The organism is Streptomyces fildesensis, from assembly GCF_016107395.1.
GTDB lineage: Bacteria > Actinomycetota > Actinomycetes > Streptomycetales > Streptomycetaceae > Actinacidiphila > Actinacidiphila fildesensis.
This window is the reverse complement of record NZ_JAAIKO010000063.1, coordinates 17,651-32,995: the sequence shown is the minus strand read 5'-3', so window position 1 is coordinate 32,995 and position 15,345 is coordinate 17,651. Positions and strand designations below refer to the sequence as shown.

General features: G+C 69.8%; 12 protein-coding genes and 5 pseudogenes. 7 read left to right on the top strand and 10 right to left on the bottom strand.

Annotation, left to right across the window (positions count from 1 at the left end; all coding sequences use genetic code 11):
* The first annotated feature begins 384 nt into the window (after window positions 1–384).
* The 5 genes from C6N31_RS39440 (at window position 385) to C6N31_RS39420 (ending at window position 3,973) form a co-directional block, all read left to right on the top strand.
* Window positions 385–792, top strand: coding sequence for a nuclear transport factor 2 family protein (locus C6N31_RS39440; RefSeq protein WP_138357039.1), 408 nt, complete (start codon window positions 385–387; stop codon window positions 790–792).
* A 46-nt stretch (window positions 793–838) separates the two neighbouring features.
* Window positions 839–1,129, top strand: a complete 291-nt coding sequence (locus tag C6N31_RS39435; RefSeq protein WP_138357055.1) for a YciI family protein — start codon at window positions 839–841, stop codon at window positions 1,127–1,129.
* Complete coding sequence (locus C6N31_RS39430; protein WP_307811590.1) at window positions 1,126–2,094, top strand: alpha/beta fold hydrolase; 969 nt, start codon at window positions 1,126–1,128, stop codon at window positions 2,092–2,094. Before C6N31_RS39435 ends, C6N31_RS39430 begins: the two co-directional genes overlap by 4 nt.
* Before the next feature lie 38 nt (window positions 2,095–2,132).
* A complete protein-coding gene (locus tag C6N31_RS39425) occupies window positions 2,133–3,119 on the top strand; it encodes a zinc-dependent alcohol dehydrogenase family protein (protein ID WP_198359373.1) in 987 nt (328 codons plus the stop codon).
* 635 nt (window positions 3,120–3,754) lie between these two features.
* Window positions 3,755–3,973 carry a hypothetical protein gene (locus C6N31_RS39420; RefSeq protein ID WP_187144671.1) on the top strand — a complete coding sequence of 73 codons (219 nt, stop codon included), beginning with the start codon at window positions 3,755–3,757 and terminating at the stop codon, window positions 3,971–3,973.
* 1,053 nt (window positions 3,974–5,026) lie between these two features.
* Here C6N31_RS39420 and C6N31_RS39415 read toward each other — a convergent pair.
* The 7 genes and pseudogenes from C6N31_RS39415 to C6N31_RS39390 form a co-directional block, all read right to left on the bottom strand.
* Entirely contained in the window at window positions 5,027–5,416 is a 390-nt protein-coding gene (locus C6N31_RS39415) for a hypothetical protein (RefSeq protein ID WP_198359372.1), read from the bottom strand.
* Window positions 5,417–5,680: 264 nt separating this feature from the next.
* Window positions 5,681–5,857 (bottom strand): hypothetical protein, encoded by a 177-nt coding sequence (locus C6N31_RS39410; RefSeq protein WP_187145372.1) that lies wholly within the window; start codon window positions 5,855–5,857, stop codon window positions 5,681–5,683.
* 44 nt (window positions 5,858–5,901) lie between these two features.
* Window positions 5,902–6,069, bottom strand: a pseudogene (locus C6N31_RS39405) (transposase); the annotation flags it as partial.
* An 87-nt stretch (window positions 6,070–6,156) separates the two neighbouring features.
* Window positions 6,157–6,792 carry a VOC family protein gene (locus tag C6N31_RS39400; RefSeq protein ID WP_138357042.1) on the bottom strand — a complete coding sequence of 212 codons (636 nt, stop codon included), beginning with the start codon at window positions 6,790–6,792 and terminating at the stop codon, window positions 6,157–6,159.
* Window positions 6,793–6,866: 74 nt separating this feature from the next.
* Complete coding sequence (locus tag C6N31_RS45370) at window positions 6,867–6,998, bottom strand: hypothetical protein (protein WP_269770873.1); 132 nt, start codon at window positions 6,996–6,998, stop codon at window positions 6,867–6,869.
* A gap of 55 nt (window positions 6,999–7,053) precedes the next feature.
* Window positions 7,054–10,647, bottom strand: coding sequence for a tetratricopeptide repeat protein (locus C6N31_RS39395; protein ID WP_198359371.1), 3,594 nt, complete (start codon window positions 10,645–10,647; stop codon window positions 7,054–7,056).
* Between the two features lie 17 nt (window positions 10,648–10,664).
* Entirely contained in the window at window positions 10,665–10,970 is a 306-nt protein-coding gene (locus C6N31_RS39390; RefSeq protein ID WP_138357044.1) for a CU044_2847 family protein, read from the bottom strand.
* A gap of 74 nt (window positions 10,971–11,044) precedes the next feature.
* Here C6N31_RS39390 and C6N31_RS39385 point away from each other — a divergent pair.
* Window positions 11,045–11,416 (top strand): annotated as a pseudogene (locus tag C6N31_RS39385) (MmyB family transcriptional regulator); the annotation flags it as partial.
* Between the two features lie 213 nt (window positions 11,417–11,629).
* On the opposite strand, the pseudogene C6N31_RS44650 reads toward C6N31_RS39385, so the two are convergent.
* From C6N31_RS44650 to C6N31_RS39375, 3 genes and pseudogenes are all read right to left on the bottom strand, one after another.
* A pseudogene (locus C6N31_RS44650) lies at window positions 11,630–11,845 on the bottom strand (hypothetical protein); the annotation flags it as partial.
* A gap of 327 nt (window positions 11,846–12,172) precedes the next feature.
* Window positions 12,173–13,680, bottom strand: a pseudogene (locus C6N31_RS39380) (DUF4246 domain-containing protein).
* A 124-nt stretch (window positions 13,681–13,804) separates the two neighbouring features.
* On the bottom strand, window positions 13,805–14,698 hold the full coding sequence (locus tag C6N31_RS39375; RefSeq protein WP_138357045.1) for an aldo/keto reductase: 894 nt from the start codon (window positions 14,696–14,698) through the stop codon (window positions 13,805–13,807).
* 416 nt (window positions 14,699–15,114) lie between these two features.
* On the opposite strand from C6N31_RS39375, the pseudogene C6N31_RS39370 reads away from it, so the two are divergent.
* Window positions 15,115–15,291, top strand: a pseudogene (locus C6N31_RS39370) (zinc-binding dehydrogenase); the annotation flags it as partial.
* Window positions 15,292–15,345: the final 54 nt, after the last annotated feature.

The following is a 15,345-nucleotide window of genomic DNA, read 5'->3' as shown; positions in this document are numbered from 1 at the left end:
AGATGCCACTACCAACGCCGAGGCCACCACCCCCACATGCGGTTGCAGTACTAAGGATGCGATGGGGCTGCCCCGCCGAGCGGCGGGAACAACTGAATCCTCATCCCGCAGGCCCGCACACCGCACCAGTCATCCGACCTGACTGCAGCGGGCTCTTTGTGCGGCCCCGCGGTCACTCCACGTCATCGCCGCCGCAGGCCAGTCCGCCGCGCCGCGGGCGGTGCGCTCGCCATGGGCGGCATCGGACCGGCACCCGCAGGCGATCATCGGCGTTTCGGTGCAGAAAGCCGGGTCGGATGACTCATGTACCGCCCGGGAGCTGCGACGAGCATGGTCAGGGACGGCGCAGCCGCCGAACACCTCACCGACGAAACGAGAGATCCCATGTCCGAGGAATCCAACAAGCACCTGGTCGCGGAGGCGTTCGATGCCTGGGCCGCCGGCACGGGAGGGGTGTTCGACCTCCTGGCCGAGGACGCGAACTGGACCATCGTCGGCAACAGCGTCGCCTCCGCCACCTACCCCACCCGTGCGGCATTCATCGACACGGTCATCACCCCGTTCAATGCGCGGTTGAGCAGCCCGCTGGTGCCGTCCGTACGGGCGCTGTACGCCGACGGGGACACCGTGGTCGCCCTGTTCGACGCGAGCGCCACCGTGCGTGACGGCTCCCGCTACGACAACACCTACGCCTGGTTCCTGACCATGCGCGAACACCGGATCGTCAGCGCCGTCGCGTTCTTCGACAGCGTCGAGTTCAACGACTTCTGGGCCCGGGTCCAGCCCGCCTGACCCCATGGCCCGTACCGCTCCGTTCTGATGATTGGCCGTGCACACCATGTTCATCGTGATCCTGAACTACACCGCTCCGCTCGACGAGATCGACCGCCACCTGGAGGCCCACAACACCTGGCTGGAGGAGAACTTCGCAGCCGGGCACTTCATCGCCTCCGGCCGCCAGGACCCCAGGACGGGCGGCCTGATCTTGGCCAGGGCCAATGACCGAGAGGAGCTGGGCCGCATCCTGGCCCGGGACCCGTTCGGCAGGAACAAGGTGGCCACGCACACGGTCATCGACTGGCGCCCCTCGCGCGCAAGCGCCGAGTCCCAGTGGCTGCTGCAACCGTGATCCCCGCAGCGGCGACCTCCGCAGGACCTGCCGGGCTCGGCACCTCGCGCACGATGCGGGCCGGTGTCCTGGAGGTCGCCTACTACGAGGCCGGCCCTGCCCGGGGCCCCGCCGTCCTGCTGCTGCACGGATTCCCCTACGACGTCCACAGCTACGTCGACGTCGCCCCGGAACTGGCCGCAGCCGGCCTGAGGATCATCGTCCCCTACCTGCGCGGCCACGGCCCCACCCGCTTCGCGGACCCTGCCACCGCGCGGTCGGGGCAGCAGGCGGCACTGGGCGCCGACGTCATCGAACTGCTGGACGCTTTGGGCCTGCCGCGCGCGGTGCTGGCCGGCTACGACTGGGGCGCGCGGGCCGCCAACGTCGTTGCCGCGCTATGGCCCGAGCGCTGTGCAGGGCTGGTGTCGGTCAACAGCTACCTCATCCAGGACATCAGCGTCGCGGGCCGGCCCCTGCGACCCGACCTGGAAGCCGGGTTCTGGTACTTCCACTACTTCGCCACCGAACGCGGCATGCGCGGCCTGACCGCCAACCGGCGCGACATCGCTGAGGTGATCTGGCGGCGCAACCCGCCCGACTGGGACTTCGCCGACACGCTCCTGGACCGCACCGCCCGGGCCTTCTTCAACGAGGACTATGTGGACGTGGTCATCCACTCCTATCGGCACCGGCTCGGGCTGGCGCCGGGAGACCCGTCCTACGAGGAGCTCGAGCGGCAGCTCGCCCGCCAGCCTGCCATCACCGTGCCGACGATCACGCTGGACGGGGAGGCGGACGGCAACTTTCCCGCCACCGACGGCTCCGCTTCAGCCGCGCACCTCACCGGCCCGCGCGAGCACCTGCGGGTGCCGCATGCCGGGCACAACCTCCCCCAGGAGTGCCCGGCCGCGTTCGCGGCCGCGGTCCTCGACCTGGCCCTGCCCGATCCAACGGCCCGCCCCCAGCCCAACCGCTCCTCATAACGGTGGCCTCCATCGTGACCTACCGAAGGACCAGGACCATGCGCGCAGCCGTACTGACCGAGTTCGCCACCTCGTTGCACCTCACCGACATCACCAAACCCGTACCCGGCCCGGGCCAGGTCCTGGTCAAGATCGCTGCCAGCGGCGTGAACCCCCTGGGCACCAAGATCCGCGCCGGCCTGGCCTCGCACGCCCGTACGGTGCTGCCCGCGGTGCTGGGCCTGGACCTGGCCGGCACCGTCGAAGAGGTCGGCCCCGGCGCGACCGGGTTCTCTCCCGGCGACGAGGTCTACGGCCTGAGCGGCGGCGTCGGTGACCTCCAAGGATCGTTGGCCCAGTACGTTGCCGCCGACGTCCGACTGCTCGCTCACAAGCCCGCCACCTTGACCCTGCGGGAGGCCGCGGTCCTGCCCTTGGCCGTCGTCACGGCCTGGGAGGGGCTGGTGGACCGGGCCCAGGTCGGCACCGGCCACAAGGTCCTGGTGCACGGCGGCGCCGGCGGCATCGGTCACGTCGCGGTGCAGATCGCCCGCGCCCGCGGCGCCGAGGTCTTCGCCACCGCCTCCGCGACCGACGCCGCGCTCGTGCGGCAGTTCGGAGCCACCGCGATCGACTACGCCACGACCGAGGTGCAGGAGTATGTCACCGCACACACCGGTGGCGAGGGCTTCGACATCGTCTTCGACACCGTCGGCGGCGCCGTCCTGGACGACTCCTTCGCCGCGGTGCGCACCTACACCGGCCACGTCCTGAGCGCCCTCGGGTGGGGAAGCCACAGCCTGGCTCCGCTCTCCTTTCGCGGCGCGACCTACTCAGGGGTGTTCACCTTGCTGCCCATGCTCACCGGCCGCGGCCGCGAGCACCACGGCGAGATCCTGCGCCAAGCCGCCGCCATGGCCGACGCGGGCCTGCTCAAGCCGCTGCTGGACCCCCGCCGCTACACCCTGGACACGGTCGCCCAGGCCCACGCCGCCGTCGAGGACGGCTCGGCACACGCCAAAATCGTGGTCGACATCGAGATCTGACCCGGCACCCGGTCGGCCAGCGCACAAGAGCCCGGTAGCGCGACCAGTGCGCTACCGGGCTCGGCGTCACGGGCGCCGACGGGAACCACAGGGCCCCGCCCACAAGCCCGACCCCGCGGCGGCGCGCCAACGCGCTCACCGCCACCCCCGGAGCCCTGGACGACTTCTTCGACCCGCTTTGAGACCCCGGTCCCCGGCGAGAACGCCATCGTCTGCACCGGCGACGCGCACGCGCGGGGCCCTGACGGTGCGCTGATCAGCGCACCCATTCGTAGTCATCCTCCTCGGCCCGGCCGGCCGGCGGCCGTCGTCGCCGAGCAGGTCGTTGACCTCGTCCTCGGTGAGTTCACGCGTCTCGTCCAGGACGATCAGGAAGCTTCGCCGGCGCCCAGCGCGCCGCGCATTCTCCTCGTACCACGTCCGCGTCACTCGTCCCCGATCACGACCTGTCAAAACTTCTGACAGCAACACCGGTTTCCTGGGCCGTTCCTACTCGGACCCCAGGCCCGCGAGATGGTCGCGGGGCGAGCCGCGGCCCCTGCCTGCCAAGGCTTCGAAGGGCGGCCCCCATACCCACCTGCTACAACCCCCAGCCGGCAATCGAGAACCGTCACCCCTCGGAGGATCGTGGGGGGGTGCTCGGAGCGCTGCATGCGCCGGGCGTGGTGCTGCTGCCATGCCCTGGTGCGTTGGATCTGCAGATCGTCCAGCCCGGTCGCCGCGGACAGGGCTTCGCCGGTGATCCCGACGGGCTGCTGCGCCAGGGCGCGCAGGATCTTTCCGGCCCACAGCTCCTCGGGGATGAAGGGCCGTTGGTCGTACTCATCCTGCAGGGTGGTGAGGTGTTCGGGTGAGCAGGTGGCGATCAGGCGCAGGCCGTCACGTGCCGGGTCGCGGGCGTGAACAGCGGAGGAGTCCCGGACGACGGCCAGGCGGCACCCGTCGGTGAGCCGCCGGGCGCACACGTCGCAGATGTCCGTGTGCGGGATGGGCGGTGAGGGGTCGTGTCTCATGCGGTTCTCCTGCCCTTTCCGTGCCGTGTCGCGACCGGGGGTGTCGCTGAGTGGGCGACAGAATGCCTATCGGGCAGTGCCGCGAAAACCTATCGCGTGTGAAGTAGACATTCGCTTCCGGGTGTGGGTAGTGTTCTGGTCGTAGTCAAGAAGGAAGCAGGGCGCGGCAGACACGAACTGCCGCGCGGAGTGTGTGGCACGGTGATGGAATCCGGCGGCCAGTGCAGTGCTGGTGGGTCGCAGGGTTGATTGCCGGGCCGGGCCGCCCCGGGAGGGGCCGCCGCGCAGGACCGCAGTAACGCAGTACGGCACGTGCAGGTCTGACACGCAGTACCCGAAGTACCGCATCACGCAGGACAGCAGTACCAGATGCGGTTGCAGTACCAGCAGCGCAGTACACAAGTGGTCTCTCGGTGAAGGCGTCGGGCTGCGGGCGCGCGTGCCGAGAGGTTCGGCAGTGGGGTTCTAAGCCAGAGCGGTTGCAGTACGGGCGACGGGGCTGGCTGCCGGACGGTGGTGCGGTGAAGGCCACCAGCAGTACCCGCAACACAGCTGTACGGCAGTACCAGCAGTGCAGTGGCATGAAGTTCTCTTGGTGAAGGCGTCGGGCTGCGGGCGCGCGTGCCAAGGGGTTCGGCAGTGGGGTTCTAAGCCAGGGCAGTTGCAGTACGGGCGACGGGGCTGGCTGCCGGACGGTGGTGCGGTGAAGGCCACCAGCAGTACGTATCACCCGTAGTGCGCAGTACCGAACGAGCAAGTGATTGATCCAGAGGGAACGGAGGGGTTGAGCGCCATCAGGATCGCCCGGGCGAAGTAGTGCGCCCGGGTACCGCAGGACATCGATAGTGAGGTGGTCTCCGGTCACGCATCAGCGATCCCCGTACCCCCGACTGATTACCGGTCGGGTGCGGACACAGTAGGCCGGCGCAGTATTGGGGTCGGCAGGTGGTGTTTTCCGTCCTTCGGGGCCCTGGTGCCATGGCACCAGGGCCCCTCCACGCGTCCCCCCAGTCCTTTCGCCTGTTTCCCAGCGAGGTCAGATTTGATCCAGGCGCGGGGGTGTTGGCCGCGGTTGATGACGTGGTGCAGGCCATCGTCCCGGGGGTGGGGCCACCACACCTGCTCCGGGACGACGTTCTCCCTGGGCACCGTCAGGAAGGCGGTGCGCAGCCAGGCGCGTTGATGGAAGTACCCGCTCTCGCGTGCGTCGAGCTCCTGCGCACACTGGACCCGGAGCCGGTCCGCGATGTGCGCCACCTCCCCGATCGCCGGCGCGTCACTCATCGCCGGGCTCAGGTTCAGGGTTCGGCTCCGGAGCGGGGTTCCCCGGGTCGCCGGGACTGGAGTTCAGGCCCCCACTTCTCCATCCTGGTCCTGCCGATGCGCCATGAAGGCCCGACTAGTTGGTGGTCGGCACCAGGCGGCCTCGAAGTTGACGGACCGCCGCGCGCCTGGGGGTGCTGTTCGCCGTGATGGCAGGATGCCCCAAATTGGGCTCGCTAGGTACCACCGCAGGTCCACCGTGGGCACCCATGAGGTGCTTGCAGGTCAGGCATGGGTCCAACCGCGCAGGACGGCGGCTGCCTGGCGGACGTCGAGTTGTCCGTGGTCGACATGATCGACGAGGTCGCCGGCCTCGGCTGCGGTGACCTTGACGGGCTGGCCGCTGGCGGTGAGGTAGGCCACCGCGACCGAGGCTGCGTACAGCAGGTTGCTGTGCTCCATCGCGGGGACACGGACCAATGAGTGCAGCAAGGCAGCAGCCCTGTGTGCGGCTCGGGATAGACCGGGGTGCCCATGGTCTCGTAGCGGTGCCACGCGATGGCCTCGAGCGTTCGGCGGTGATCGGCCCTCCGCCGTCCACGGACCGGGTCAGCCGGCATCAGCGGCTCGATCCGGCTCCACATCGCATCAGTGATCACTGATCGGGCAGACACATCCGATCAACTGACCAATCCACTAAATCGACACGCGCCAGCCGGGAGATCCCGGCCGGCTGCTCCCGCGGAGCAGTCGGGCCCTGGTCAGATCGTGACCGGGCCGTGGGCGGTGGCGAACTCGACCGAGACCAGGCCCGGTTCCTCATCCTCAACCCAAGTGACGTCGATCTGGTCGAGGGGGTGGTCGGCCGGTTCGCCGAGGAATTCGGCGATGGAGGCGGCGTCGCCGGCGATGGAGACCCCGTGGATGGTGGTGGAGGTGCGCGGGTCGGCGCTCGGGCGCTCCTCGATGGGGACCGACCACTGAAGGAAGTAGGGCAGTTGCGGGTCCTCCAGCAGTTCCAGCAGGCCGATCTGCTTCCACCTCAGGTCGAACCCGTCGGGGCGGACGCGGTGGCCCTCGGCCGAGGTGCGGCCGAGGCGGGTCTCGACCGGGGCGATGTCGTCGACGGAGACCACCCAACCGAGCCAACCGCCGCCCTCGGCGGCGCGGCGCGCGACCGCCTGGCCGAAGGGTGCGCGGTCGGCGGCGGGGTGGTCGAGTGTGGTGACGACCTCGACGTAGGTGCCGCCGCTCAGCGGGAGAATAAAATTGCGGGTGCCGAATCGCGGGTGCACGCCGCCGTCGACGAACCCGGCGCCGAGGGCCGATCCGATCCGCTGGACGGTCGAGACGAAGCTGTCGCGGGCCACCGCGTAGGACACGTGATCAAGTCGCACGGCGCCATCATCACCCGACAACCCGTACAAATCCCGACGCCACGCCCGCCACCCCGGCCGCGTCCGCCGTGGATTCAGCCGTGGAGCGGATCGATCGTCGTCATCCCGGCGGGGGAGGCCCGGTCGAAGCCAGGCGGCAGCGCTGCCGCCTCGTCGAGGCCCACGACCCGCTCGATCAGCCGCTGCGGGGCGAACGCTGCTGCCACAAGATTTCGATCCGGCATGCAGCACCCTGCGCACCGCACTTCCAAGAGACAGGCTCTAGCGCTGCTGATGCCGTGCCACGTCCGCGTGGAGGTCGCCGATGAATTTACGGATGGTGAGTTCTCCCCAGCCGGAGTCGAAAGCTACGTAGACGCCATAAACGATCTCGATGTCGTCGAACAGATCGAGCGCCCGGATCGAGTCGAAGCCCGCACACGCGGAGAAGGTGTCGCCGAGGTCGATCTGCGCGGAACTCAGCCCCAGGTTGCCGGTCAGCCAGCCGACCACCCAGGAGCGGAGGGCGGAGACGGAGACGGGACGTCCGGCTCTCCAGTTCGCGGCTCTCCGGTTCGAGGGGCGCCGCGACGTACGGCGGAGGTCGGCGGCGGTGGCGTTGATCAGGGCGAGCAGGCTGCGCGGGGTGTCCGCTTCGGCGATCGCATCGTCGTCCAGGCAGAGTCCGTACTCGATGCCGGTCGCGCCGGCCACCTGCAGCAGAGCGAGCGAGTCGTAACCCAGCTCCGCGAAGAACATGTCCTGGACGTCGTCATCCAGGTCCACGCCGTCGGCCTCTCCCGCGCTTTCCCGGAGCATACGAGCCAGGTCAGCCCAGCTCATCGCGTCGTCGCCGGTCTCGTCGCCCGGCGCGCGCTGGTCCAGGTCCCGCAGTTGCGCCGCCAGACGCTTGCGGACGGCGGTCAGATCCTCCTGATAGGTCGTGTTCTGCGGTTCGTCCCGCACGAGCGTGTAGGCCGCCTCCCAGGAATTCCGGTACAGGCGCGCCGCTTCCTCGCCCTGATGCGAGGCATGGGCGAGATCTCCCAACCTGGCGTAGCACAGGCCCAGATCGCGGCGGGAGGCGGCGCTCTCGGGTTCCGTGCGCGCGAGTTCCTCGCGGATCCGCAGGGACTGGCGGTACTGAGCGGCGGCCCGGTCCAGGCCGCCTTCGGCACGGGCCAGATCGCCCAGCCGGTTGTACGAGACCGCCAGGTCGCGCAGGTGCACGGTGCTGTCGGGTGCGCGCCGCGCCAGCTCCTGTCCGATCATGACCGCCTGCCGGTACATCTCGGCGGCCTGGTGCGGCTGTTCCGTGCCGGACAGCAGATCCCCGAGCCGGTTGTAGGCGACCAGCAGATCCCGTTGCACCGAGGCGTCGCCCGGCTCCGCAGTGGCGAGCCTGCGTGCTGTGGCCAGCGCCTTACGGTGCAGCCGCTCGGCCGTGGACCACTGGCCGTCCAACCGGGCGAGCTCGCCGAGCCGGTCGCAGCACACGGCCAGGTCCCGCTGGTGGACCGGGCTCGACGGTGTCGCCCGCACCAGACCCTCGGCGATGCCCAGAGCCTCCTGGTACCACTTGGCGGCTTCACTGCGGTCCCCGGCGGCTCGGGCCGTGTCGCCCAGCCGGTTGCAGAGCACCCCCAGGTCCCGCTGGTGGCCGGTGTTTTCCGGGTGATCGCGGATCAGGTCCCGGCCGAGAGCCGTGCCCTGGCGGTACAGCCGGCCGGCCTCCTCGCCGCGTCCGTAGGACCTGGCGAGATCTCCGAGGCGCAGGAGGGCGGCGGCGAGGTCGGGCAGCGCATTGTCGTCGGCGGACCGGGTGGCCGCTGAGATCCGCTCCAGCAGCTCGGCGCCGACCAGCCGCAGCAGGCCGTGCAGCAGCGACACGTCGCCGGACCCGGTCGGTGGGGCTTGCACGGCTCGCTCGGCGCGCCGGGCGAGCGCGGGCAGCCGGGCAGCCAGCGCCTGAGCCACCGAGGTGGTGACCTCGCCGTCCGCCGTCCCCAGCCGGGCGAGCACATCGAGCGCATGGACGACCTGGCCGTCGGCGTCCAGGCCCAGCACACCTGTCAACAGCGCCTTGTCCAGGTCCGCTGGCGGGCCCGTCCGCAGGTCCTCGCGCAGGACCGCGGCCACCAGTGCTTCGCCCAGCTTGTCGGGGCGCAACGGGACCAGGAGCGCGGGTCCCTCGTAGAGCCCTGCCAGCCATCCGACGAGCGCCCGGTTCTCCGGGCCCGAGCCGCCTTCCCGCGCCGCGGCCAGGGCGGTCAGCGCGTGGGCCTGCCGGCTGTCGGCGGCGCCCGCGAGTGTCGCCGCCGCCACCAGGCGGCGGCGCAAGGCACCGTCCAGCCAGGGCACGCCGGCGGCGGTCGCGGTGGCCGCCCAGTAGCGCTCCTCATGGCGAAGGATCCGGTCCACGGGAAGTCCCTCGTTGCCCGGCCCCCCGACGGACCCCGCCCCCGGTTCGGTATCCGGGCGAAGGACGCGGTCCAGCGCCTCGAACAGAACTTCCAACGGCAGCCCGTAGCGCGCGTCGTCCAGATCCGGTGGCGTGACGACCGGGCCGCCGGGTGCGTGCCAGGCACGGGAGAACGCGTGAGCGGCCTGTTGGTACAGCGTCCGGCGCTGCTCGCCGGTGAGGTGCCCAGCGGCCGTGGCGCTGTCGCCGGCCTCGGACAGGATCGTCCGCAACGGTGCGGGCGCGTCCTCCTCCAGCCTCGCCAGGGTGTCGGCCGACGGACCTGTACCGGTGCGCGTCAGCAGCAGAACACGGACCGGCGCGATGTCCGTCGCGCCGTGGCGCAGGGCTTCCAGCAGGGCCAGGAACTCTGGCGTGCCGACGGCTTCGACGTAGTCGATCACCACGAACCGGGGGAGTGGCAGCCGCGCCAGATCGGCTGGAGCGCTGTCGCGTCTCCACAGCCCGCTCACCCAGCCGTGCCGCTCCATCCGGGCGGCCAGTTCCAGGCCGAAGCGGGTCTTGCCTGCGCCTCCGCGCCCGGCCACCTGGACCACCGACATCGCGTGCGGTGCCCGGCACCACGCGGTCAGAGCGTCGAGTTCCGCGTCGCGGAACAGATACGGGACCACCGCGAAGTCGCTGCGCAGCAGATCTGCGGGACTGGAGCGCGGACCTCGGGTGAAGGGCGCCCAGGGCCGCTCCAGCGCCGTGGCGCAGTCCGCGACCGGCAGGACACGGTGCCAGGCGGTCCGGTCGGCGAGGACGGCGGCGCGGTTGAGGCCGCGTATCCGCCGGCCGGCGGCGAGCAGGTCCGCCGGCACGCCGGGGCCGCCGTCGAAGAGCGCGGAGACGGGCGACGCCCAACCGCCCAGATCCGTGTCGATGTTCCGGGAGGCCGATACGACGCCGACCACCGCTCGGCGCTCGGGGCACAACAGCGGCGCCCCGGACAGCCCCGGTCTGGCCTGTCCCGCCTTGAGCCGGAGGTAGCCGTCGCCTTCCACTCCCTCGAAACGGAAGGTGGCGGGAGAGCCGGGCGGGTCGAGGCCGTATTCCCGAGGCGGGTAGCCCCAGGTCTGGCACTCCTGCTCCCCGAGCGGATCATCGGCTTCGAGCAGGACGCAAGGGTGGTCGAGTGCGGCGTCGAGGCGGATCAGGGCCAGATCGGGGAAGGGCCACAGCGCGCCGGCCCCCTTCGGCGCGGACCGTGCCACGACGGTGCCCTGTACCGGGTGCGCGCTGATGCCCGCGTCCGTGACCACACTGACCGCCGCCTGGTCCTTGACGACGTGTGCGCAGGTCAGTACCCATCCGGGTGCCACGAAGAACCCGGTGCCGCACAGCAGTTGGTCCACGGTGTCGATCCTGACGACACAGCGGCGCAACTCCCGCGATTCGACGCGTGTGTACATCGCGCGGCCCCGACCGGTCAGGGCCGGCTTCCGGCCTTCCAGGTGAGGGTGATCCGCAGCGCCGCCTCCCCGCTGCCCTCGATCAGCATGCCGGTCAGTTTCCCGGACTTCGCGGTGAGGTTCAGCCCGAACTCCACAGTCGCCTCATCGGGTCGCACCCTGTCCCAGGCGGCGGCGAGTTGGTCGCCGATGGCCTCCACCGTACCGCGGACCCCGTCGAAGGACAGTGCGTCCGCAATGCCCACGGTCTGCGGACCGCTGCCTTCCGCGAGTTCGACGAAGAATTCCGTCGTCCCGGTGCGCACGAGTGCCGGCTGTCCCATGGATCCCCCTCATATGTGCCCTTGCCCATCCGAAGTGAAGTCTCGCCTGCTGCCCGCCGGTTGAGCAAGGGATCATGACCGGGGACCGCCTTCGGACCGGGCCTCGACACATTTCTCGGCCGGCGCTGGCCCTTCTCTACGCTCTCGTGTCCGCCCGCCCCGGCCGTGAGCCGCAACCTCGCCGACGAGCAGGCCCGCGCGCTCGCCCCCCTGTACGAGCCCGGGCGCAACCTGGTCCGGGCCGGGTGTTCCTCGACCCGGCGTCCCGCCGGCTCTTGCCCGACTGGGCCGAAGTTGCCGCGCAGACCGCAGCGGCCCTGCGCGCCGAAGCCGACCCACACGACCCCAGGACCGTCCGCTTGATCGCCGAGTTGGAGACGGACGAGGAGTTCCGCCGTCTGTGGGCGCGGAATGAGACGCGACCCGCCCGTGACGAACTCAAGCGCTTCGCGCACCCAGTCCTCGGCAGCCTCGCCCTGCGAAGGCAGGCGCTCACCGTCGGCGGCCACCTGCTCGACCGTCACGCCCGGGCCGCGGTTCCTCGCGACCCGCACGACGTCTTGGCGGAACTCTTCCGGATAGGGCTTGGGCACAGCGACATCCTTCCCACCTGCCCTGCAGGGCAAGCCAGTTCAGATGTCACCCGATCGTGCGGCAGACCCCTGCAATACGGCTATAAGGGGGCGGAACGAGGCGCTGGCGACCATGTCGTCAGGGTCCTCGTTGGACTCCAGGAACACCGGCACGATGATCCTGGCGACCTTGATGGAGCCGTCCTTGTTGAGGCGGAGCGCCCGGCCGATGTTCTGGACGATCTCGACTTGGGAGCCGCGGGTGTCGGCGAAGCAGATCGCCTCGACGCCGCGCTCTGCCGATGTCGACCACCATGAACGGCGGCAGCTGCCTCACGGCCAAGTGACACTGGCGTACCACCACCGCTGGAACGCCGAGCGGCCGGAGCACCCCGTCAGGGGCTGCTCCGGCCGCATACCCTCCCGAGCAGCCCAACGGGGACGAGCCGGAAAACGGCAGCCTTCGGGCGGAGTGTTGGACCTGCGCGGGGCCTCGGGGGCGGAATGACACTCCCGGGCCCCGACGGCCTTTCGCGCCGACTCCGTGACGTGCTGGGGCAGGTGACCGTCCAGCGCCTCGACTATCTCACCTGGGCGCTAGCGTCCAATGCGCCGCGACGGCAGAGGGATTCAGTGCTCGCAGAGGGAGAATTCTCGTTCGTAGAGCTGCTCATTGTGTTCATTGACGAAGAACTTGCGTTCCTGCATGAGTTGTTCGCGGTATTCCTTGGCCTGATTGAGCGTCATCGTCGATGTGTCGGACCATGGTTGCTGTGGTGGCAAATCGGAGGTCGAGACGATTCTTTCCGACGGGTCGACCAGGAAGAACGCGAGTATCTTGCGGTGTCCCGCGCGGGTGGGGTCGGTGAGGCGGAATGAGCTGACGCGGTGTTGCAGGATGTTCGGGAACGCCAGGCAGCGGCCCTCGGGGGTCGCTGCCGATCCCAGGATCTGGTTCAGAGCGCCTTCGTTCTCGAGGCCGTAGACCTCACGCATGCCGTTGTCATCGCTCTGTTGGTAGGACGGGTCATCGAGTGCCGTCCGGAAACTCAGCCGGCTTTCGGTGATGTTATCGCTGTCCCAGTAGTAGATGCCTGTTGAGACGATCCGCTCGTTCATCATTCCCTCGACATGCCAGCTACCTCCGGGATACTCAGTCTTGTCCGGGGTGAGTTGAATGGTGGCGAGCTTGACGATGACCTGCAGGCGGCGGCCGCACAGGTCGACTCGGGAGGATTCGTCGGGGAACTCGGGCGCGCTGAAGGCCGGGGCGTCGGGGATGGTTGGACGACGGGTTTCCCACCAGTCGTCATGGGTCTCCTCCCATACCCGGACGGCCTCCGCGAAGGCCTCCTTGTCGCTGTAGGAGGCCTTGTCGGGGTACTCCGGCTCCGGGTCGTACCATCCGTAGGGATCGGCCTCGATCCGCAAGGGCCGTGGGTGGCGGAGATCGGTCAGCACGTTCTCCAGCAGCGGGCGCATGCGCGCGAACATGTCCGGCAGGACGGAAGCCAGTTCGCGATGCGTCTCGGGGTGGACGTTGTTCACGTACGAGCAGAACGCGGCATCGCCGTCGTCAGAGATGTCGACGTCCGTGGGCAGCCACTGGAACTTCTCCGAGAACTCGTACTTCGAGTAGCGGTCCGTCGGGTTCTGCCAAGCCTGCTCGGGGGCCCCACTCACCTCTCTCGCCAGGCAGAACAGCGAGGGATGAACCAGATCCAGCACCAGCCCGTCGGATCCGGGATGCCAGTCCTGATCCGCCGCGGGGACCTGTTCCAGTACCCGAACCGCCTCGCGCAGCCGGGATCCGAGCTGGTCGTCGACCAGCGTGTCCGACTGCCACACTCCGTCGACGGCGGACACCTCGACCCCGGTCGGCGCATCCCGCAGCGTGGCGTAGTACCGGAGTTCGCCGAGCACGTAACGAACCTGCGCTTCGGTCAGCCCTGGGCGACCGCCTCCTGAGTCCACCTGGCGGCGATGTCGGCATCGCTCATCTTGTCGAACCACCCCGGCTTCGCCCGGATATGTGCGCTGCACTGCATCATCTGCAGTTCCCGCAGCGTTCGGGGGGTCGCGAACGGCAGGGAACGGGAAGCTTGGAAAGGTAGAGGGAATGCAGACAGGCCGGTCACGTGGCGTGGTCCTTCGAGTCGGTGTGCGGTGGCCGGAAGAATACGTCAGCGTACTGACACCGCAGCCCCGGTCAGTGACCGGCCCCCGTTGCCGGCGCCGGGCGGCCCGGCCCGGCCCGGAACGTCAGGACGCCGGTTGATGCGACGCGTCCAGTCGCGCGACCTCCTGCGCTGTCAGTTCCAGCGTGGTCGCCGCGGCGGAGTCCTGGATGCTGGCCGACCGCGACGAGCCGGGGATCGGGACCACCACCGGCGACTTGGCGAGCATCCAGGCCAGGCAGACCTGCTGGGGACTAACCTCGTGCGCGGCGCCGATCTCGGCGAACGGGGCGAACCGCGTCCCGAGGCCGCCCGCCTTCCCGATTCCCCCGAGCGGGCTCCACGGCAGGAACGCGATGCCCAGTTCGTCGCACAACTCCAACTCCGGCTCACTGGACCGGAAGGCGGGAGAGAACTGGTTCTGCACGGCGGCCAGCCGGCCGCCGAGGATCTCGTTGGCCTGGATGATCTGCGCGGGGTCGAAGTTCGACACCCCGGCAAATCGGATCTTGCCCTCGTCGAGCAGTTCGCGGATGGCGCCGACCGAGTCGGCGACCGAGACCTTCGGGTCCGGCCGGTGGAACTGGTACAGGCCGATCGCCTCCACGCCCAGCCGCTTCAGCGACGCCTCGCAGGCCTGCCTCAGGTACGCGGGCGATCCGTCGAGGCTCCACCCGCCTTCCGCCGTGCGGGTGTGCCCGCCCTTGGTCGCGACCAGTACGTCGGAGGTGTCGCCACCGTACTCGGCGAGGGCGTCGGCGATGAGCGACTCGTTGTGCCCGAAGTCGTCACCGTTCAGGCTGTAGGCGTCCGCCGTGTCGATCAGGGTGATGCCTAAGTCCAGCGCCGCGTGGATCGTGGCGACCGCCCGGTCCCGGTCCGGCCTCCCCTCGATGGACAGCGGCATCCCACCGAGGCCGACAGCGCTGACCTGCATGTCCCCGATACGGCGTGTCCCCGTGTGCGGCGTGTTTCCCATGAAGAAGAGCCTCCTCTTTGACCACGTTCCGTGGTGCGACATCGTGAAGTCTCCACCCCGCCTACCCTCCCTGAGCGCGGAAACTGCCTCGACAAGTGCTCCTGTCAGGCGTGCGATGGGCCTACGGCTTGCTCCGCCAGGGGCGGCGGCAGCCACGGCGGAGCACCGGTCTGGGGAGTGGTCCGCGGTGATCGTCCACTCATCCGGTCTTCGGATGCTCGAGGTCGCCTTCGCGGAGTCCCGCAGTCGCGACGGTGCCCGTCCGCGCGTCTCAGCTCGCCGCCTGCTTCACGAGCACGCCGATCCTCGGCTGCGGCACCGTCCCGGTCCCCGGCCTCCTCCCGCACCTGGGCCAGGGCGAGCAGAGCGGCGGTGTTGTCGCGCTCGGCGGCCTGCCGGGTGAGGGCCTCAGCATCCGTGCGGCGGGCAGCATCGGGATCACAACGGTCCAGCTCGCGGCCAAGGGCGGCGCGGTCTCGGTGGCTGTCACCACCTCGTCGCCCGAGCGTGGTGCCCGCCCGAAGGAGCTGGGCGCCACGCACGTCCTGAACCGCTCCGGTGAGGGCGCGCCGGACGCAGCGGCGGGCTTCGACGCACCCTGAGCCTCGCGGCCACCCGGCGTCACGGCATGCCCGCACCGTGACGCC

What these genes read in the sequence shown, in the direction of transcription:
- C6N31_RS39440 (WP_138357039.1), top strand. Translation starts at nt 385, where the DNA reads ATGTCCGAGGAATCCAACAAGCACCTGGTCGCGGAGGCGTTCGATGCC.
- C6N31_RS39435 (WP_138357055.1), top strand. Translation starts at nt 839, where the DNA reads ATGTTCATCGTGATCCTGAACTACACCGCTCCGCTCGACGAGATCGAC.
- C6N31_RS39425 (WP_198359373.1), top strand. Translation starts at nt 2,133, where the DNA reads ATGCGCGCAGCCGTACTGACCGAGTTCGCCACCTCGTTGCACCTCACC.
- C6N31_RS39415 (WP_198359372.1), bottom strand. Translation starts at nt 5,416, where the DNA reads ATGAGTGACGCGCCGGCGATCGGGGAGGTGGCGCACATCGCGGACCGG.
- C6N31_RS39410 (WP_187145372.1), bottom strand. Translation starts at nt 5,857, where the DNA reads ATGGAGCACAGCAACCTGCTGTACGCAGCCTCGGTCGCGGTGGCCTAC.
- C6N31_RS39395 (WP_198359371.1), bottom strand. Translation starts at nt 10,647, where the DNA reads ATGTACACACGCGTCGAATCGCGGGAGTTGCGCCGCTGTGTCGTCAGG.
- C6N31_RS39390 (WP_138357044.1), bottom strand. Translation starts at nt 10,970, where the DNA reads ATGGGACAGCCGGCACTCGTGCGCACCGGGACGACGGAATTCTTCGTC.
- C6N31_RS39375 (WP_138357045.1), bottom strand. Translation starts at nt 14,698, where the DNA reads ATGGGAAACACGCCGCACACGGGGACACGCCGTATCGGGGACATGCAG.